The organism is Clostridium thailandense, assembly GCF_019207025.1.
Classification (GTDB): Bacteria; Bacillota; Clostridia; order Clostridiales; family Clostridiaceae; genus Clostridium_AM; species Clostridium_AM thailandense.
In genome coordinates, this window is the sequence record NZ_JAEEGC010000180.1 from 1 (window position 1) to 20714 (window position 20714).

The following is a 20714-nucleotide window of genomic DNA, read 5'->3' on the forward strand; positions in this document are numbered from 1 at the left end:
AACCAATCAAATCGTCTAAGCTTTTTCAAAAATATGAGCTAAGACTTGTAGCAAAAGTATTTAAATGTGTCTTCCAGAATGTAAATATATCCCTGCGTGTAAGTTAAGTGTCTGGTGTGGTTATCTATATTTTAGGCATATGACTTTAAATAAAGGAGAAAAATTATGATTGTTGATAGCTATAAGATAAACAATTATAAAATAATAGCAAAAAATTTTTATAAGGAACGTTTATTAGATAAAGCCCTAAGTTTTTATGAGAAAGCATATAATTCTCAAGGTGGAAGATTAGATACTGAGCTTTTACTTGATATGGCATTGATTTTTGATGAAATGGATAAATATGATTTAGCAGAACAAAAGTATAGGGAAATATTAATTATAAATCCCAAGGATGAAAGAGCCTATTATGGGATAGCCATTATATATGATAATATGAAACAATATCATGAAGCTATAAATTATTATAAAGAGGCTATAAATATAAATTCAAAGTATAATAGAGCATACTTTTTTTTAGCAGGGGCCTATGATGAAGTAGGAGAAAAAGATAAAGCAATTGAATGTTATAAAAGGGTCTTAGAGATGGATGATAAAGATTTTTGGGCATATACAAATTTAAGTTCTATATATGAGGAATTGGGAAATTATAATGAAGCACTTAAAAATATAAACAACAGTTTACTAGTAGATCCCAATCATTATCTAGCATTGTTTAACAAAGCTGTAATTTTAGGAAGAATAAATGATTTAGGGGAGGCTGAAAAATATTATAAGCTTTCAATAGAAGAAAATGAGAATTATCCGTACAGTTATCTGAATTTAGCCATCATTTATAAAGATAGAAAGCAATATAAAAGTGCTATCGATATTATAAGCAAGGGGATAGAAAATAATGAAGATACTGAATTCTTATATTATAATAGAGCATGTTATTATGTTCATCTTAATAGTTTAAGTAAAGCTGTAGAGGATTTAAAAAAGGCTGTTGAACTTTATCCTGATTTTATAAAGTATATAAAATCAGATGAAGAGTTAGAGCCTATAAAACAATATTTTTAAGATATAGATATAAAAAATTATATAATAAGGTTAGAATAAATTTGATAAGGTACATATAGCATAAATAGTTCATATACTACTATCAAATAATGTAGATAGAATTAAGGAAAAATTTAAGATGTGGACACAAAACATACTTGAATTTATTTTTATACTATTTATTTTAACAATACCTCCAACTATTGTTATTCTAGTAGTATACGATTCGAGGGAAATATTAAATAGATTAAGGAATTTGAAATAGTAAAGGATGATTTTATAAATGGGATTTAGAGATATTCTAATATCCCGTTTTATTTTGAAATTATTTCACAATATAAGACTCTTATTAGGGGAAAAGTTAGCTTCTATTAAATTTTAGATTTCAAATCATTTAATTTAATTATTCATTTAATTTGATTTAAAAAATAATTAAATGAGTGTAAAGTCGGAAATATAAACTACGATTAATATATTGTACCTAGTTTGAAAAGTTATAGGAGTGTGACAATATGAAGAAGAGAAATTTAAAATTAATAGTATTAACAATTACTATAGCTACGTTCCTTTCATCTAATATTACTGTATTTGCAAAATCAAATCAATTAGGGAAGAATGAAGTTACTTCTAACCAAAAGGAAAGCACTAGTCAAAAAGGAAATAGTGGTCAAAAGAATGAAAAATCTAAGAAAGAAATTTTAATAATATCTCATAGATTGGATAGTATTGAAATTTCTCTAAAAGGTATTCTTAAAAAATTAAATGCATATACAAATGGAACTGCTACAACTGATCAAGGCAGTGATGGTACTCAAACTAGCACCGATATAACAAGTAGTGATGGTACTCAGACTGGAACCGATATAACAAGTAGTGATGGTATTCAGACTAGTACTGATACAACAAGCAGTGATGGTACCCAGACTGGAACAGATACACAAATTAGTACCACAACAGAAACAACAGCAGATGCAAGCACTAGTGGAGAGATTGCTGAAAATCCAGATACAACTAATACAACATTAAACGGAGATACAGAAGATTTAAGCGATGATTTTGAAAATGAATACAATGAAGAAGATGCAGGAGTATATAATAGCTTTTATGGAAAATTAAATGCTGTTAATAATAGGCTTAATACTGTAGAAGGACAGATAAGCCGAATTAATAGTTCTGATAGTGCAGATTTAACACAGTTAAATGATAGAATATCTAAATTAAGAGAACAAGTGAAAGCTGCAATGGATACTTTGATAAATACACAAAATCAGAATGTAAAGAAAATAGAAGAGCAATCCAATAAGAAGAAAATGGAGGACCAAAAGATAAGTCTAGATAAAAAGACTTGGAAAATTCATTTTACTAAAGCGTTAAATGAAGATACAGTTAACTCAAAAAATATCATGATTGTTGATTCAAGTAATAATGTAGTAGATGTAGATATATCTTATGATAAAGCAAATCAGAATGTTGTAATTCAAGCAAATGATAGTTTTAAAAAGGGAGAGACATATACTATTTTAATTGGAGATGGAGTTCAATCTGTCGATGGCAAAAATTTGTCTAGACCTGTAGTGAAAAGTTTTATTGTAAATTAGATACTTATAAAAGCTTTACTTGTTAAGTTGATTTCATAAAATCTTAACAAGAAATTCATATAATCCCTTCAGAGGATAATGTCAAATATGTATATGCATAATATGTAAAAATTCAAGAATCACCTGTTGAACAGTAGCTCAGCAGGTGATTTTATGTTGATATGGAAGACTATCTTCTAGGAATATACATAATAATTAGGACTCCAATAAGAGCAACTATCCCACCAATAATGTCAAATTTATCAGGGACAACTTTATCAATTTTCCAACCCCACAGAATGGACAAAACAATAAAAATACCACCATAAGCAGCATATACTTTTCCAAAACCTGCGTTGAAAGATTGAAATGTAGGTACAATTCCATAGATAATTAAACATATAGCTCCTAAAAATCCATACCAGGGGCTTTTATTACCTCTTATCCATAACCAAACTAAGTATCCCCCGCCTATTTCAAATAGTCCTGCGAGAATAAAATATAATAATGATTTTATAATATTCAATTTCAATGTCTCCTAAGCTATATTTTTTAAAAATGAACTTACAAATTTTTAATTTAATAAGCAACTCATATTATAGTTGATGTTGATAAAAATGATAATCATTATCAATGTAATTATATATAAAGTTTCTTCTTATGGCAATAGTTTTATTTGAAATAATCTTAAATCCATAGTGTTTTAAATAAAAAGAACCAAGAATGAGTCATTAACACTTTTATTTTATAAGGTTTTTTAAAATTTATATTTCTATGGAAATTTTTTGAAAAATAAATAAATTTGTACTATAATAATACTTATAATACAAATAATGTAAAAATAATATTTTTTACTAGAAGCTTATTTGTAAGTTTCTAATATAAAATTCAGAGAGAAATTAGAAGGAGGAAACTTTGGTGAATAATATTAGTTTGGATAAGATAGGTTCGAGAGCAACTTATTACAATATCATCGATAAAAATAAGTTATATAATTCAATCCATTCTGACATAATTACCAACAAAGAAACATCAGAGCTTGATAAACAAGAACAAATAGAAAATAAAATAAGAAATGTATTAAGTAATTCAAAAGAAAATATAAAAAATACAGTACCAATTATAAAAAATGTAAACAAACAATTAATGCAGGACAATTTATTAATGAAAATAAAAATAGAGGGTATGAAGCAAAGTTGTAAAAATATAGCAGGATACTTTCAAAACTTACAAGATCAAACTAAAGATCAACGGATGTATAATCTTTTAAATGATATATCTAAAAGATTTATTGTAGAATTAGAAAATTCAAAGGGGGAATAGGACAAGTATATGTTAATTAACATTTGCGAAGATATAGAATTCCTAAAAAAACAATCTTCTGAAGGTGATATAAGTAAAAATCTGAATGCAAAGTGTACTAGCGGCACCTTAGAAAAGAACAATTTTAATAATGGCGAAAGTGGCTTATTTGAAGTTTTACAATCCTTAGAGGGAATAAATAACGAGGTTATAAAAAATAAAAACTTACTTAAAAGTGTTTTAGAAGAGGATTATGAAGTTAAGGGAAAGTGTATAGAAAAAATAAAAAGTATAATTAATGCATATGTAAAATTTTATGATTATGTAGATGGTATAAGATTTGACCTTGAAAAGATAGGTGACTGCAAAAGTAATGGTATATTAAATGGCATTAATAATATACTTGAATTTTTGGAAAAGGAGTTTTCTAGTATAGGAATTGTAATTCATAAGCCTAAAATAGGAATTGACAAGTTTGATAAGTTGAAGCATGAGTTGATTAAGACTAAGAAAGACTCTAACTTTGAAGATGATATAATAATTTTCGTAAAAAGGAAGGGGTTTTATTATAATGATAGGAACATAAGATTTGTTAGGATGGCTAAGGTAATAACTGTATTAAATTAGTTTTTTATCAAGGCATTGTACTAGCCTTGCTTCGCTAAATTTATTATATATTTTAATTTGAAGTAGGTGTTTTTATGGGTGAATTATTGGATTATTATAAAAATGGAATGCAATATTTTAGAGATGGAAATTTGAATAAGGCCTTTGATTATTTAAATATTGCGGTTACAGGGGGAATAGAAGCAGAGGAAATTAATAATGTCATGGCTTTAATTCTCATGTATAGAGGTGAATTCGAAGAAGCTTATAAATTTTTTATTATTAATAATAAAAAATTTAATAATAAGATTAGTGAAAAATATTTATTAGCTATAGATGAAATAAATAATTATATAAAAAGTCATAATGAAGCAGTAGATCTTTTAAAACAACATAGATGTAATGATGCATTAAATATTTTGCTTACAATTAGAAAAAGTGGTTTTAAAACAATAAATGATGACATTCTTATATGTTTGATATATTATATCAAAAGGGAATATAATAAGTGTAAAAAAATTTTAGCAGAAATTTATAACGTAAATAAGGATGAAATATTTTATTATGAGCTAAAAAGTTATTTAGATAAAAAAAATAGTTTTAGATTAAAACTTGCTATTGCTTCAATAGCTGCAATGGCAATTATGTTTTCCTCTATAACGATATCCAAAACTTATAAAAATGAACAGTATAGTCTATCTTCGATAGATGTTGCGGCCAAACCAATATCAAGTGTTGACACTTCAGAGTCCCAATATAAAGTTCTTGCAAGGTTAACAGATGATATTATGAAAGAAAATTTATATGATTTTGCGCAAAATGATAAAAAAATAGATATATCAAAATTAGATGATCAAAGTAAAAAAATGTATTATAACTTAAAAGAAAGTTATAGTAATAAAGCAGAAATATATTTTTATAAAATTGGATTAGATTTATATAGAAATGGTTCTTATAATAAAGCATATGAATATCTATCTATTGCTTATAATAACATGAAAGGATCATATTTAGATGAACATGTGATTTTTTTTGTTGCTAAGGCTGCAAAAGTAACTGGAAACAATGCACTTGACTATTACAGAGAGTATGTAAAAAAATATCCTAAAGGAGCATACATAGAAGAAAGTCTTTATGATCTATCAATTCTTGCCTATGCAAATAAAGATATAAAAGAATCCCAAAAATATGCATCAGTCTTAGCATATGAATATACTAATTCAATATATTATAATGATAGGATAAAATATATAATGGATAAAGATTAGAAGGGAAGAAGAATAAATTTATATAAACTAATTGGGCTGTCGTACTAATCAATAGTTCTAAGACTTTCTAAAATACTTCGCTAAGATTGATTAAAAAGTTTTTATATGTGCCTCCAGCTTTGGAAACATATCTCTTCGTATATATAAGTACGACACCCTATTAAAAATGTATTAAATACATTACTAGACCATATAATAGACAAATTCCAAGGAAAAAAGAATTGATTCTAAATCCAATTTTCTCCTTCTTATAGGCTATAGTATTTAGTATTATAGAAAAAACATTAAGAACAATGGCTAAAATTAATAAATAATATACATATTCCATTAAATTAGAATTCCACACCTTACGAACGGGTTCATCCTTTAATCTGTTCAAAAATGACTCAAAGGGTGGTCTAGCTCTGTCTACTAGTGATATAATAAAGAATGCTATAATCCATGTTGACAGATTTATACACATTATAACTCTTATATAAATAGACTGCATATTTTTCATAACTTCCTCCTAGTAAGATGGAACTTATTTAGCAAAATTTATTGTAAATATAGGTATAGTGTATTATATTAAAGTTTGAAAAGTTTTAGAATACGAAAAACATATATGTTTATTAGAAAATTAAAATTTTAGTTTTTAGGGGGGGATTTAGATGGTAAATAATTACACGGAAATTGCCATTGATAATATATTACCTGATGTTTTGAAAAAATATAACAATATATGTAAATGTCAAAAGTGTATTGATGATATAAAGGCAATAGCGTTAAATAACCTAAAACCCATATATACAGTCACTGAAAAAGGAAGTATATATGCGAGATTAAATGAGTTTAATACACAGTTTGTAACTGATGCTATCACTGAATTAGTTAGAGCTATTGAGATTGTTAGTGAGAGTCCACATCATAATTTAAAATAGAAAAAATATGAAAAATAGTGCATATAGTTGCACTATTTTTCACAGAATTTCTATTTATTTAATTTTAAAGCAATAGTTGTCCAAAAATCATTATTTTCTAAGCCGAGTCTCCATATAGCCACTCCTGGCAAGTTATAGTCATTCACAATATCAAGTTTATAACCTATGCTTGTACTATTTTCAAACCACACAGTATGATAAACACCAGAGTTATCCGTATAGTTAAAGTAAGGGCTTTTAGCGGAATCACTCCATTTGATGGAAACATTATATTGTGAAACTAAATTGTATAATTCTCTCATACTGTAGGCTTCAGCTTTTTGGCCGGTAGAAGGCCAATCATAGCCATAGGAAGCTATTCCTAGCATTATTTTTTCTTTTGGAATAACACTTAGTGCATAATTTACTACAGATTTAACCCAATTAATAGAAGCTATTGGTCCAGGACTTCCGCCAGCCCAATGTTCGTCATAAGTCATGATTACAATTTTATCTGCATATTTTGAAATTGCGGCGTAATCATAAGAGCCTGTCCAATTATCAGAGGTGCTATCTAATGTTTTTGATGGAACTGCTACTGTTACTTCAAATCCTTGTGGGTGAAGGGTATTGTAGAGTTCGCTCATAAAGGTTGTAAAGTAGTCTCTATCGTAGTAATAAGCACCTTCTATATCTATATTAACCCCTTTATAGTTATTTGTTTTTAAGGCAGAAACTATGTTATTAATTAAGTTTTTTCTATTAACACTACTTTCAAGCAAAGTCTTTGATACATTGCCATCAAAATTATTACTTATCATAGCTAGGGTTGAAATATTATTTTTATTTGCATAATTTATCTGATCTGATGGTGCAGTACCATTCATATTTCCATATCCATCAATATAATATGTATCAGTTGCAATTTCGTCTAGTAATGAGGAGTTATTTACTATAGAGTTATAAGAAGAATTATCTCCATCATAGTAATGTGTGCTATATCCTAAAACAGCTTTAGAAGGTTCAAATATTTTTTGCAATAATGAATCAGGTATAATAGAAGTTCCACCAAGTATTTTAATAGTAGAAATTGCTTGGGAGTTAGCATCTATTATAGATTTAGCTCGAGTATAAGCACCATTTGCTAATAAAATTGGAGAAGAATTCTTAGCTGCAGCAGCGGAGGCACTTAGTGCATCAGGGAAATTCTCGCCACTTGCAAAATAAACATTACTAAAATTTATATCTTTTGAAAACTCATTTATAATTGATAAGTTAGTGCTGTATCTATCAATGCCACTTAGTCTTTTTACATTGTTAAGTCCAGAAAGAGCAGCATCACTTATAACCCCTGTACCACCAGTCACATAGAAATTATTTATATTATTAGCATCTATATAGTCTTTTACACTAGATGGAAGTGAGTTTGATGCAGAAAACAGTATAGGCATTTGTTTTGAAGCGGCTATAGATGATGCTGATAAAGCATCAGGAAAATTTTCACCAGAGGAGATAAAAGCGCCATTTTTTGTTCCGATAAGTTCAGCTACTTTTATGCTGGTTTCGTATCTATCCTGACCCTGAAGTCGAGTACAGGATATTTTAAGAGAATTTAATGTATCTTCAATGTTTTTAGATATTACACCTGTACCACCAACTATAAAAACATTTTTTGTTTGCAATCTTTGTATTTCATTAAGAACAACATTATTTAATTTTTCTTTTTGTGTTAGAAGAATCGGAGCGTCATATTTTCGTGCCAAAGGTGCTGCAGAAAGTCCATCAGGAAAGTTTTCGCCAGAAACTAGCACCACATAGTCTGATTGATTCCAGCTATCTTGTGATGTTTTTACAGAAGTTTCATATCTGTCATTTCCTGCAAGCCTTATTGTGGAAGATGCCAAAACTTTTGACTGCATAAATAAAAAACTAAATAAAAGTGAGCATAACAGAATAAAGCAATTCTTTTTATTTAACATTTCTTGTCTCCTTATAATAAATTAAATTTCTATATTAATAAATAAACATTCCACATGGGGGAGTATATAATTTATTATGGTAGAAATTTAAATATAATTCCACAAGTATATAAAGGTACAAATGTTAAAGCGTACCTTTATATACTTGAAAGTATTTAAGTACGGATTTCATAAAAGGTATTTAAATATACTTATAATAATAGTAGAATATATAGAAGAAATATTATTAAATAAATGCATATGAAAAAGACCTTGGGGAAGGAGTTTAAAATGTTAGTAGAATATAATAAGTTACAAAACGGAACAGATGTAAGAGGAGTTGCTATTGCTAATCCTGAAAGGCAAGTTAATTTAACAGTTGAATCTGTAAGATTTATAGCCTATGGCTTTATAAAGTGGTTAGAAAACAAAACCAAAATAGATTCTAGTAAATTAAAAATAGCTATAGGAATGGATTCTAGATTATCAGGACCAGATTTAAAGAATTCTATTATTGAGGTTTTAATTAAACAGGGCTGTAAAGTATACGATTGCAGTATGTGTACAACTCCAGCAATGTTTATGACTACAGTGCTGGAAGAAAATAAATGTCATGGAGCTATAATGATAACTGCTAGTCATCTTCCTTACTACTATAATGGACTAAAATTCTTTACAAATAAAGGTGGATGTGAAAAAGAAGATATAAAAAATATTGTATCTATTGCATCAGAAGAAAAGATTACAACAGTAGAAAACGAGGGAGAGATTTTTAAAGTTGATTTTATTGATATCTACTCTAAATTATTGGTTAATATAATTCGAGAAGGCGCTTCCTCAAAGAAAAATTATGACAAGCCTTTATTAGGATTTAAGATTATAGTTGACGCTGGTAATGGTGCAGGAGGATTTTTTGCAGATAAAGTTTTAAGGGTTTTAGGAGCGGATACTACTGGAAGTCAGTTTATAGAACCAGATGGCACATTTCCTAATCATATTCCTAATCCAGAAGATAAAGAGGCTATGGAATCTATTAGAAATGCTGTATTAAAAAACAAAGCTGATTTAGGAATAATTTTTGATACTGATGTAGATAGAGCTGCTATCGTAGACTCAAATGGAATGGAAATAAATAAAAATTCTTTAATAGCTTTAATTTCTTCTATTATTTTAGAAGAGCATCCTGCTTCTATAATAGTAACTGATTCTGTAACTTCCACTGGCTTAGCTGAATTCATTAATGGCTTAGGCGGAATTCATCATAGATTTAAAAGAGGATATAAAAACGTTATAAACGAAGCTATAAGATTAAATAATGAAGGGAAAGAATCGTATTTAGCTATTGAGACATCAGGACATGCGGCACTTAAAGAAAATTATTTTCTAGATGATGGAGCATATTTAATATCTAAGATACTAATTAAAATGGCAAAGCTAAATGAGGAAGGTAAGAAACTTGAAAGTTTAATTAGAGATTTAAAAACTCCGTGTGAAAGTTCAGATTTCAGACTTAAAATTAAAAATGATAACTTTAGAGAGTATGGATCAGTAATAATAAATGATCTAGAAGCCTATGTTAAAGAGATAGATGGTTTTAATATAGTGCCTAACAATTATGAGGGAATCAGGGTAGAGTGTGATAAACAGAATGGAGAAGGATGGTTTTTATTAAGATTATCGTTACATGAACCTGTTTTAGCCTTAAATATAGAATCCGATATAGAGAATGGAACTAAAACAATTATAAATAAATTAATTATATTTTTAAGTAAATATAGTGAATTAGATATAAGCAGTGTAGAAAATTATTAAAGAAGGCTGAAGAGGCTGCTTAATTAACTAAAAAGTTATTGAAAATGGGGCTGTCGTACTTAGGTAATTGCGACAGCCCCATTCTTATCCTTTTAATTTAAATATGAATAGGCCAAATATCATTATGAAAATGCCTATAAGTTTTGTAAAATCAAATTTAATTTGAGGACTGCCAAATAATCCGAAGGTATCAATTATGGTACAGATTATTAATTGACTAATTATAATAAGTGATACTGAGAAGGTTGGACCTAATAGTGTTATTCCTTTCATGGTACAAAAAACTATTATTACACCAAAAACTCCTCCAATCCAATAAAGCTTATTTACTTCGACTATTCTGCTAATGTTTCCTTTAGCGAAAATAGATATTATACATAAAGAAAAAGCTAATCCAACGGCATGTACAATAGCAGTTGTTTCCCATAAGCCAACTTTATCACTTAAACGTGTGTTAAAAATTCCTTGAAAGCTTATTAAAATCCCACCTAGTATTGAAAGTATTGCACCAATCATATATTTTCTCCTTTAAAAATTAAGATTACTTAGTTTATAAATGTAATATTTATTCATACATATTACCACCAGATAATTCTTCTAACTTACCTACATTTTTTATAATTATTGTATTGCCCCTCTTTTCAATAATATCCTTAGAAACAAATTCATTAATAACCCTACATAAATGTCTATAACTGGTTCCAAGTAAAGTAGCTAATTCAGTAAACTTTGAAGTTTTTATTTCGCTAATACTAGTAGAATTGTTTTCATCGAAGCTTATGGATAGAAGATAACTTGCAAATCTACTTTCTAACGGATGTAAAAGGTTTATTGAAGCCGAGTTTGAAATAGCATACAACTTTTGACCAAGATTTTTTATCACAAATCTTAAAAATTTAGAATCATCATATGCATATTTAAGAAGGTTGCTTATTTTTATGCCTATAATTATAGACTCATTCACAGATTCTACATTACATTGTATTTTATGGTTTGTTAGAAATTCTAGATCTCCAAGGATATTCAATGGTTTATTAAATCTTAGTAATATGGATTTACCATTATCATGTAACGTATAGACTTTAAGTTTTCCTCTTACGAGAAAATACATATAGTTCATTTCACTGCTTTTAGAACAAACAAGTTCTCCTTTACTAAAACTGAAGAGTTCCATGTATTGAATCATTTCCTTTTCAAATATAGAACTTAGATCATACTTTTCTATATATGAAAGCATCATATCTAGATTATTAATTCGTTTCATGTTTACCTCCAATATTATAAAATGTAATTTGTAATAATAAAAAACATAGAATACAATTAGTATAAATGAGTAACTGAAATAAAAAAAGGACATATGTCATATTAAGCTCATTTTATATTATTTACAAGTCTAAACTTTATAAATAAAAATAGTTAAAAAGCGTGAGGTAGCATATGGAAATAAATATTATAGAGGTTAAAGGGTTAAGTAAATCCTTTGGAAAAAGATTGGTAGTAGATAATGTAAATTTAACTGTCAAAGAGGGAGATATATATGGATTTTTGGGTCAAAATGGATCCGGAAAAACTACTACTATTCGAATGTTGTTAAATCTTATACATCCAGACAATGGCAATATTAAATTAAATACATATGATTTGAAAAAAAATTTTCATAAGGCGATAGAGAAGGTTGGAGCCATTGTAGAAATGCCTAAGTTTTATAATTATTTGTCTGGGCGTAAAAATCTCGAACTTATGGCTAATTTAATACCTAACATAAAAGATGGAAAAGTAGATGAAGTTTTAGAGATGGTTGGCATGTTAAATAGAGCTAAGGATAAGGTGAAAACCTATTCTTTAGGTATGAGACAGAGGCTTGGTATTGCTAATGCTTTGCTAAATGACCCAAAGCTTATAATATTAGACGAACCAACAAATGGACTTGATCCACAGGGAATGAAAGAAATAAGGGATATGATATATAATTTGGCTGTGAAAAATAACATAACTTTTTTCATATCCACACATTTGCTCCATGAAGTAGAACAAGTTTGTAACAAGGTAGCTATTCTTCATCAAGGAAGGATACTGGCGGAAGGGAACGTTGCTGATATGCTTAATCTTGAATTGGAAATTATAGATGTTTACACACCTTCTCCAGATAGAATGATTGATATTATCAAAGATTGCGACTACATAAAGAGTTACGAAAAGCTGCCTAAATGTGTAAGAGTGAAAATGGAAAAAGGATTTAGTGCCAAATTAAATTATCTTTTGGCATTTAATAATTTGGAGGTTCAATACTTAATTCCACAAAGTCAGTCTCTGGAATCAGTCTTTATAAAACTTACAGGAGGAATGCAAATTGATTAATATATTAGTAAATGAAGTTTATAAACTGTTATCACGAAAAAAAATATATATTTTTATGGTCATACTATTCCTATTAGTTCTAATAATGACAATAAGTACTGTTATGACCAATAAGGCTTTTGGAACAGGGGGATTAGGCAACAATCAGACAATTACTCCGATGCAAACTAACGGTCAATCCTTTCCTGTTACCTTGCTTGATAGTATTATTAGTTTTACACTTCCAATTATGGTGGTAATACTAGTAGCAGATATTGTTACTGGAGAGTATGCAGAAGGTTCATTAAAACTACCACTCCTAAGACAAGTTTCACGCAAACAATTATTATTAGCAAAAGTAGGCGCTCTTCTTATTTCAATTATGATATTATTATTTTTTATCATGATATTAGGGTACGTATTTGGAGTAGCTATTCTAGGATGGGGAGATAAATTTTTATTAAAGGAAATAATACTTAGTTCAACCTATGGAATTTTGTTTACTTTATTTATTTATAGTTCCTCTATATTCCCATTGCTCTCTTTTGGTATGATAATTTTATTATTTTCTATTATTCTATCAAATGAAGGATCTGTAATAAGTACGGGTGTTGGAATATTTATTACATTAACTATAGTTAACGAAATGTTTTATAGGGTTTCCCCTTATTTGTTAAATCATTACTTTAATGTATATGATTTAATAAATTCAGGATCTGAGATTGAAAAAATGATTACAGCAATATTAGTCATATTTTTATATGGTATCGTATTTTATTTTGCAAGTTTAATCAGCTTTAAGAAAAAAGATATTTTAACCTAGTGATACAGTTTCCTCAATATTGGGTATTTATATATTTCAAAGCTAAAAATCCATATAAGTAAAACCAAAATAACCTTAAATTTAGTTAATACAATTTAAGGTTATTTTTTCTTGCTTTATGATTCCTAAATTTAATCTTACGAACTACTTGATACCAGTTATTTTACCTTTTAATGCTTTTAAACGTCCATTTACATAATTCATAAGTTCTGACCTATCGTCTTTTATTTCATTTGGAGCGTTAGAAACTATAGTTATAATGTCTAATTTACTTGCCTTTACTTCTTCACCAATTTGAAAAGCTAGGCACCTATTCTTTACTTTCCAATAAGTATTATTAAATTCAACTGCTTGCCTCTTGTTGTAGTAACCTTTTTCGACGCCAAACTGAAATAAATCTGCAGCTGATTCTAATTCTTCTAGATTGTCAGCTTCCAAAGTTTCATTGATAAGAGTCTGAAATGTTTTCATTTTAGCCCCCCTTTTCTTTATTAGGATAATAATATTTTAAACTTATAACATGGTTCATATACTGGAGTATATTGGTCATAATACCATTAATCTAGACAGTAACATTTATACCTTTTTTATTTGTTTTTGTCAATATATATTTTAAAAAGAAGATTTAAAAGGATTATTGTAAAGGATTTAGTTGACTTTTAGGTGATTTACTGGAAATTTAGAAAAATATGAGGTATTAAGGAAACTCATATTGTTATTTTAGATTTAATATTATATGCAGTTTGCTTAGAAATAGTAGCCAAATCTTTCTGCTCAGAATAAAGTAAAATAAAAAGCTATGTACAAAGGAGGGAAAATAGGTTGATATGGATACTGAGCAACTAAATATACTGGGAGCTCAATTAGCTTTTTTAGGTGATGGATTATTAGTTCTGGCAGCAGAAAAAGAAGCTGGTTTAGATCAGATAAAAGGAGCAAAGGAACAAGAAGAGCAAAAGCAAATAGCTACTGAATTAAATATATGTGGAAATTTTATAGTTTTATTAGGAGATACACTATCTCTTGTAGCAGGACAGCAAGAAGCACAAGAAACTTTTAAGAATTCCGATAAGGTTGATTGTATTACATTAGAAGCTACACAAGATAATTTAACTGGAGGATGGTTGAATGTTATAGGAGATGTTTTGAATTATAGAGCAGCAATTTTAATAGCACAAGTACGCTAAATAATAATTTTTTTCTTTAAAAGGGGATGTCGCACTTAGATAAGCACGGCAGAAAGTAGACTTATTCTGCTTTTATTATCTTAAGTGAGACATCCCCTTTTGTATTGTATTTTATTGTAGAATTTTTTAAGTTTTACTTTATTATTATATAATTTAAGGAAAAATATAACAAAGTCTACTGTAATCATAATTTTTTATATATTAAATAACACTTGCTAATATAAAAATATTGTATTATAATGAATTGATTTATACGGAAAGAAGGAATGCAAATGAAAGACATAAAATTTAGTGATTTAGGACTTAGTGATGATATACTTAGGGCTATTGATGATATGGGATTTGAGGAGCCTTCTAATATACAGGCAGAAGTTATACCTGTTATTTTAGAGGGTTTTGATGTTATTGGGCAGGCTCAAACTGGTACGGGGAAAACACTTGCTTTTGGTGCGCCAGTTTTGAGTAAATTTATTGGTTCGGATAAAAAACCAACAAGTATTATATTGACTCCTACAAGAGAATTAGCTATACAGGTAAATGATGAATTAGTTCGTGTATCTAAACATTCTAGAATAAAACTTCTACCTGTTTATGGTGGTCAGCCTATTGAAAGACAGATAAAGGCTTTAAAAAGAGGAATAGATATGATCGTGGGAACCCCAGGAAGAGTTTTAGACTTAATAAGGAGAAACGTTATTGACTTAAGCAGCATAAAGTTTCTTATCCTTGATGAAGCAGATGAAATGCTTAATATGGGATTCATTGATGACATAGAAACTATTATAAAGGAATGTGGAGATGATAGACAGACTTTGCTATTCTCTGCAACGATGCCTAATGAAATTAAAAAATTGGCTAAAAGATATATGAAGGCAGATTCAAAACACATATCAATAGTAAAAAATGCAATGACAGTATCTACTATTAATCAATATTATTATGAAATAAAACATAAGGATAGATTTGAATCTTTATGTAGAATTCTCGATGTAGATGAACCTACAACTGCAATTATTTTTTGCAAGACTAAAAGAGGCGTGGATGAGTTAGTAGAATCTATGCAGGCAAGAGGATATAACGTAGAAGGTATGCATGGAGATATGAGCCAGAATCAAAGAATGAACACACTTAGAAAATTTAAAGAAGGAAATCTAGAGTTTCTTGTGGCAACAGATGTTGCAGCAAGAGGTATTGATGTTGAGGATGTAACTCATGTTATCAATTATGATTTGCCACAGGATACTGAATCATATGTTCACAGAATAGGTAGAACAGGAAGAGCAAACAAGGAAGGAATAGCATATACACTTGTTACTGCTAGAGAATATATGACTCTTAAGCAAATAGAAAAGGTTACAAAAAGCAAAATAAAGAGAAAAGAAATACCATCAATTGATGATATATTCCATTCAAAATATAAGAATATATTAAATAGAGTAAAAGAGACTTTAGATCAAGAAGACTATAAAAAGTTTGTTCCATTAGCAGCAGAGCTTGATGAAGAATTTAATCTTGTAGACGTAGCAGCAGCTTTAATGAATATAGTTTATGGTAAAGAAATAAGCTTTGATTATACAGAAAATAGTATTGGGGCAGCAGCTTCAGAACATGTTAGACTTTTCTTAACTGTTGGACGTATGGATAAAGTAAATCCAAAAATATTGCTGCAATTCTTTAATGAAAATGCAGACGTATATAGGGAAGATGTTGGAGATATAGATATACTTCAAAAGTTCACATTTGTTGATGTGGCTGAGCATGCAGTTAGTTCCATAATAAAGAATTGTTCAGGTAAAAGATTATGTGGAAGAAGATTAAACGTAGAAATATCTAAAGGTAAAAAATAGTTTGTATTGTAATTTAATTTTGAAAAGTTTTTTAAATTTAAAAAGGGGCTGCCGTACTTATAAGTGCGGCAGCCCCTTTAATTTTTAGATTATTTGTATTGTTGTTTTTTTAGGAAGTTTGCTTATAAACTTTGCATTTTCATTTGAAACTCTTAAACCGTAACCACTGTCGGACTTAGCAGAATAAAAAACATTCAATCCATTTATTTGAGTAAAGTCATTCATAGGAATTCCATTGAAATTCAAATTACTTCCGTTAAGTCCTAAGCTATAAACTCCTTTATCAATAATTCCAGAAAAAATATCAAAGGAATCTATTTGTTTCCACAAGTTGTTTGTTTTTTTATATATTTTACATGTATGATCTGAAGAGTTAACTAGTATATAATAATTGGTATTTGAGCTGAAACTCTCTGTTTCAATAGATAGTTGATGAATTTTTTCATTTGCGGGACTAAAACCATTTTTATCATCTACAGAAAAGTTATATGAATATTTCAATAAAGCTTCAGCCGTTTGGGGACCAAATATTCCATCTTCTTTTAAGGCGAGTTTTTTTTGAATTTCCATTACAGCTTTTTTAGTTTGAGGTCCAAATATGCCATCTGCCAATAGTTTTTTACCGAAATAAGAATTTAATGCTGTCTGTATATTCTTAATAACAGTTCCTCTATCACCAAGTTTTACACACTTTTTAGAGGATAAATTATAATTATATATTGATTGGTCTTTAATATTATTAACGGATGCTTGTTGGGCGTACACAATTTTATTTGATAAGGACATTCCTGCGGTAATAGATGCTATAACTAACATTTGTTTTGCATTTTTCATGTTATTTCTCCTTTGTATAAATTATGTTTTATTTGAATATATAATGAATCATGGGAAAAATTATGTAAAAAAGTTAGTTCACATTTTTTATATACGAATATAAAATTATTTATTAGGGGGTAGTTATAAAAAAATAATATATGGTTAAATAAAAAATACATATATATAATAAAAAAAGACCATCTCAGGTATAGTGTTAAGATAGTCTTTAGATATTTTAAAATATTTCAGTATGATTTAATGCATCTATAATAAGATTTAGAGGTAATCCAAGGAAATAACAGGTACTAATGGCAGCTAAGGCATCATAAACAATTGATTCATTAAAGGTATTAATTCTAACATTTTTTTCTATGCCTTTAAAATCTAATATAAAATTTAAACCGTACTGGGAATATCTTATATCCTTTGCTGTAAAATCTGCAGGATTATTTATACCATAGGTAATTGTGTCAGAAGATTTACTTTTAATTATTTTACTTAATAATGGATCATCTACATTAAATAGACCAAGACCACATATCTTAAAAAGCTTCAATATTGAATTCTTTTCACTTTTTCCATCAGAAAGATATTGATCTAAATCAGTAAATATTCTTATATCAAAATCGTACAAATTGACCGCATGATATTCTAAGGAGGTATTACTATATTCTTTTACTTGTATATTCTTTATGGTATCTATAGCTTTTGCACTGTATCCTAGATACTTTAATATTTCTTTTATCAAACGAGTCATAGTCTTTTTATCTTTACCACTTGTAATCCCAACAAAGTTAGGTTTATCTCCGACCTGAATCACATTATATGAAAATTTTTTTGACAATTGCTCCATTTATAATTCCTCCATTAAATCAATTGTTATATACACAACTACGGCCGAAAGTAGACTTACACTCCGGTATATGTTTCCAAGCTTCAGCACTATAAAAACTTTTTGTAAATCTAAAGCTTAGCATTTTGAAAATCTAAGAAGTCTTTATAAACTCGTGCCTCAAACATATAAAAACCTCTAAGATTTTCTAAAATGCTTCGCTAAGATTGACTAAAAAGTTTTTATATGTGCCTTCAGCTTTGAAAACATATACCTGCGTATAAGTCTACTTTCTGGTGTAGTTATCTATATTAAAAATAAAAATATGTTATTTTTAAATTAATCTTATATACTATTATTATAGTAAAAACTTTTGCGATGTTTATTGTTAATAATGCTTAAAATAGTGCAAAAGTTGTTTTGTTAAATAATAAGTAAGGAGTGTTCTATGAAAGAGAGTAGCGATATTTTAAATATAAAAAGAGGATATTTGAAGGAAGATTTTATCTTTTTTCATTTAAAGGATAAAAAGCAGATAGATTTTGAGTTCCATTATCATGACTTTAATAAAATTATAATATTTATATCTGGAAAGGTTACTTATTTAATAGAAGGTAAAGCCTATGAATTAAAACCCTGGGATATACTCTTTGTAAGTAGAAATGAAGTTCATAAGCCTTTTATAGATTCTACAGAAACCTATGAACGTATAGTTATATGGATAAATTCAAAGTTTTTAGAAAAGCATAATGTACAAGGAAATAATTTAATGACATGCTTTGAATTGGCATCAAGTCAAAAGTGTAGTCTTCTAAGGTCAAGCCCAGAACTATTACTAAATATAAAACAAAGCATGACGCAATTAGAAGAGGCTTACAGAGATACTGATTTTGGAAACTATGTATTGAAAAATGCTTTATTTCTGCAAATATTAGTGTATTTAAATAGGTTAGCCTTAAAAAGTGAAAATAGTAGTAGAAATAATGATATTAAATATGATGAGAATATAGATGCTATCTTAAGTTATATAAATAAAAACTTAAGTTCAGAATTGTCTTTAGATAAAATTTCAGAGAAGTTTTATATGAGTAAATATTATCTTATGCATAAATTTAAAAAGTATACAGGCTACACAATTTATAACTATATAATGCAAAAGAGAATTATAATGGCTAATAATCTAATAAAAAGTGGTAGACCTATAACGGAGGCATGTTTGGAATGTGGATTTGGTGATTATTCAAGCTTTTTAAAAGCTTTCAAAAAGATATTTGGTACATCACCAAAGGTGTATTATAAAACCTTAAAAGAGCTTGAATAATCATAAAAGAACTTCCTCGATCACTATATTAGACGTAACACATTGAAGATCCGCTTCAAAATTTTTAATTTTAGAGTCCCTACGAATATAAGGTGCTAGGCGTGTGATTATGTACCTAGGGTAGTAGGAACTCTATATAAATTATAAGTATAATACGTATCTTAACATAAGCCAGTAGTGACAAAAGCTGCCTAAAAGTACGAAGATGTGAAATATTTCGTGGAAACCAAAGTTCTTTAAGTTAATTTTAGGCCATTTTGTAGCATAAATTAGACCTCCTATAGTGTAGGCAATTCCTCCAGCGAATAGCCAGCCCATTGCTCCAGAAGAAAAAACGTGTGCTAATGGATATATAGCTACGATTACTAGCCATCCCATAAAAATATAAAAAAGTGTAGATATCCATCTTGGAGCACTAAACCAAAAGTTTTTTATTAAAATTCCTATGATTGTTAGACCCCATATGGTACCAAAAATACTCCAACCCCAGGAACCTCTTAGGGCAATTAAACAAATAGGAGTATAACTTCCTGCGATAAGAAGGTAAATCATAGAATGATCAATTCTTCTAAGTACATTAATTGCTTTCTGAGAAACTGATGCCAAGTGGTATATAGAGCTAGCAGAATAAAGAAGTATTAAACTGGCACCAAAGATAGAGAAAGTTACAATATGCCAGACACTACTTTGCAGAGCAGCATATACAACTAAAACTATCAGACCTATGATAGAAGCAAAAACACCGAACAAATGAGTTAACCCGCTGACAGGTTCACGAAGCTTTGCAAACATAACATCATTCCTTTCAAAATTATATATAAATATCACAACAAGTAGTTTCGATAACTACGTGCTGTGCTTAAATGTTAAACTTTTATTGAGTATTTATCAAGTATAATTTCACCTATGTTTTCTTGTTTATAGGTGATTTACAAAACATATTCTATTATAAGTATAACATTCACAGTTTTACATATACAGTATTAATATTTAAACGTCACTTGAAATATTAAACATATAAAATAGATATACTTGTTGAGTGTTGGCTGTTGGCATCTATATAGATGTCCACGGCCGAAAGTAGACTT

At 28.4% G+C, this 20714-nt stretch carries 21 protein-coding genes; 12 read left to right on the top strand and 9 right to left on the bottom strand.

What is annotated here, in order from left to right:
• Positions 1-165 precede the first annotated feature (165 nt).
• A complete protein-coding gene (locus I6U48_RS26705; RefSeq protein ID WP_218323558.1) occupies positions 166-1062 on the top strand; it encodes a tetratricopeptide repeat protein in 897 nt (298 codons plus the stop codon).
• 491 nt (positions 1063-1553) lie between these two features.
• Positions 1554-2639 carry an Ig-like domain-containing domain gene (locus tag I6U48_RS26710; protein ID WP_218323559.1) on the top strand — a complete coding sequence of 362 codons (1086 nt, stop codon included), beginning with the start codon at positions 1554-1556 and terminating at the stop codon, positions 2637-2639.
• Positions 2640-2808: 169 nt separating this feature from the next.
• Here I6U48_RS26710 and I6U48_RS26715 read toward each other — a convergent pair whose 3' ends face one another.
• Positions 2809-3144 carry a YnfA family protein gene (locus tag I6U48_RS26715; protein ID WP_218323560.1) on the bottom strand — a complete coding sequence of 112 codons (336 nt, stop codon included), beginning with the start codon at positions 3142-3144 and terminating at the stop codon, positions 2809-2811.
• Between the two features lie 392 nt (positions 3145-3536).
• Here I6U48_RS26715 and I6U48_RS26720 point away from each other — a divergent pair, with 392 nt between their 5' ends.
• From I6U48_RS26720 to I6U48_RS26730, 3 genes are all read left to right on the top strand, one after another.
• Complete coding sequence (locus tag I6U48_RS26720) at positions 3537-3941, top strand: hypothetical protein (protein WP_218323561.1); 405 nt, start codon at positions 3537-3539, stop codon at positions 3939-3941.
• A 9-nt stretch (positions 3942-3950) separates the two neighbouring features.
• Entirely contained in the window at positions 3951-4547 is a 597-nt protein-coding gene (gene grpE / locus I6U48_RS26725) for a nucleotide exchange factor GrpE (protein WP_218323562.1), read from the top strand.
• A 74-nt stretch (positions 4548-4621) separates the two neighbouring features.
• Positions 4622-5794 carry a tetratricopeptide repeat protein gene (locus tag I6U48_RS26730; protein ID WP_218323563.1) on the top strand — a complete coding sequence of 391 codons (1173 nt, stop codon included), beginning with the start codon at positions 4622-4624 and terminating at the stop codon, positions 5792-5794.
• Between the two features lie 160 nt (positions 5795-5954).
• Here I6U48_RS26730 and I6U48_RS26735 read toward each other — a convergent pair whose 3' ends face one another.
• Entirely contained in the window at positions 5955-6293 is a 339-nt protein-coding gene (locus tag I6U48_RS26735) for a hypothetical protein (RefSeq protein WP_218323564.1), read from the bottom strand.
• Between the two features lie 151 nt (positions 6294-6444).
• Here I6U48_RS26735 and I6U48_RS26740 point away from each other — a divergent pair, with 151 nt between their 5' ends.
• A complete protein-coding gene (locus I6U48_RS26740) occupies positions 6445-6714 on the top strand; it encodes a late competence development ComFB family protein (protein WP_218323565.1) in 270 nt (89 codons plus the stop codon).
• A gap of 50 nt (positions 6715-6764) precedes the next feature.
• On the opposite strand, the gene I6U48_RS26745 is transcribed toward I6U48_RS26740, so the two are convergent.
• Positions 6765-8672 carry a cell wall-binding repeat-containing protein gene (locus I6U48_RS26745; protein ID WP_218323566.1) on the bottom strand — a complete coding sequence of 636 codons (1908 nt, stop codon included), beginning with the start codon at positions 8670-8672 and terminating at the stop codon, positions 6765-6767.
• A gap of 270 nt (positions 8673-8942) precedes the next feature.
• Here I6U48_RS26745 and I6U48_RS26750 point away from each other — a divergent pair, with 270 nt between their 5' ends.
• A complete protein-coding gene (locus tag I6U48_RS26750; protein ID WP_218323567.1) occupies positions 8943-10463 on the top strand; it encodes a phosphohexomutase domain-containing protein in 1521 nt (506 codons plus the stop codon).
• A gap of 84 nt (positions 10464-10547) precedes the next feature.
• On the opposite strand, the gene I6U48_RS26755 is transcribed toward I6U48_RS26750, so the two are convergent.
• Together I6U48_RS26755 and I6U48_RS26760 are read right to left on the bottom strand one after the other, a co-directional pair.
• Positions 10548-10979 (bottom strand): DMT family transporter, encoded by a 432-nt coding sequence (locus tag I6U48_RS26755; protein ID WP_218323568.1) that lies wholly within the window; start codon positions 10977-10979, stop codon positions 10548-10550.
• 49 nt (positions 10980-11028) lie between these two features.
• Positions 11029-11727 (bottom strand): cyclic nucleotide-binding domain-containing protein, encoded by a 699-nt coding sequence (locus I6U48_RS26760; protein WP_218323569.1) that lies wholly within the window; start codon positions 11725-11727, stop codon positions 11029-11031.
• Positions 11728-11900: 173 nt separating this feature from the next.
• Between I6U48_RS26760 and I6U48_RS26765 the strand changes: the two genes are divergently transcribed.
• Complete coding sequence (locus I6U48_RS26765; protein WP_218323570.1) at positions 11901-12821, top strand: ABC transporter ATP-binding protein; 921 nt, start codon at positions 11901-11903, stop codon at positions 12819-12821.
• Positions 12814-13623: a DUF2705 family protein gene (locus I6U48_RS26770; RefSeq protein ID WP_218323571.1), complete on the top strand. Its 810-nt coding sequence runs from the start codon at positions 12814-12816 to the stop codon at positions 13621-13623. The genes I6U48_RS26765 and I6U48_RS26770 overlap by 8 nt, the downstream gene beginning before the upstream one ends.
• A 144-nt stretch (positions 13624-13767) precedes the next feature.
• Here the strand turns inward: I6U48_RS26770 and I6U48_RS26775 are convergent, their stop codons facing one another.
• Positions 13768-14094, bottom strand: a complete 327-nt coding sequence (locus I6U48_RS26775) for a hypothetical protein (RefSeq protein WP_218323572.1) — start codon at positions 14092-14094, stop codon at positions 13768-13770.
• A 356-nt stretch (positions 14095-14450) separates the two neighbouring features.
• Here I6U48_RS26775 and I6U48_RS26780 point away from each other — a divergent pair, with 356 nt between their 5' ends.
• Complete coding sequence (locus I6U48_RS26780; protein ID WP_218323573.1) at positions 14451-14810, top strand: hypothetical protein; 360 nt, start codon at positions 14451-14453, stop codon at positions 14808-14810.
• Between the two features lie 272 nt (positions 14811-15082).
• Positions 15083-16657, top strand: a complete 1575-nt coding sequence (locus tag I6U48_RS26785; RefSeq protein ID WP_218323574.1) for a DEAD/DEAH box helicase — start codon at positions 15083-15085, stop codon at positions 16655-16657.
• 84 nt (positions 16658-16741) lie between these two features.
• Here I6U48_RS26785 and I6U48_RS26790 read toward each other — a convergent pair whose 3' ends face one another.
• On the bottom strand, positions 16742-17491 hold the full coding sequence (locus I6U48_RS26790) for a peptidoglycan-binding domain-containing protein (protein WP_218323575.1): 750 nt from the start codon (positions 17489-17491) through the stop codon (positions 16742-16744).
• A gap of 217 nt (positions 17492-17708) precedes the next feature.
• The gene (locus I6U48_RS26795) at positions 17709-18326 is read right to left on the bottom strand and encodes a Mur ligase family protein (protein ID WP_218323576.1); all 618 of its coding nucleotides are present in this window, start codon (positions 18324-18326) and stop codon (positions 17709-17711) included.
• Between the two features lie 427 nt (positions 18327-18753).
• On the opposite strand from I6U48_RS26795, the gene I6U48_RS26800 reads away from it, so the two are divergent.
• A complete protein-coding gene (locus I6U48_RS26800; protein ID WP_218323577.1) occupies positions 18754-19626 on the top strand; it encodes an AraC family transcriptional regulator in 873 nt (290 codons plus the stop codon).
• A 141-nt stretch (positions 19627-19767) separates the two neighbouring features.
• On the opposite strand, the gene trhA is transcribed toward I6U48_RS26800, so the two are convergent.
• Positions 19768-20418, bottom strand: a complete 651-nt coding sequence (trhA, locus tag I6U48_RS26805) for a PAQR family membrane homeostasis protein TrhA (RefSeq protein ID WP_218323578.1) — start codon at positions 20416-20418, stop codon at positions 19768-19770.
• Positions 20419-20714 lie beyond the last annotated feature (296 nt).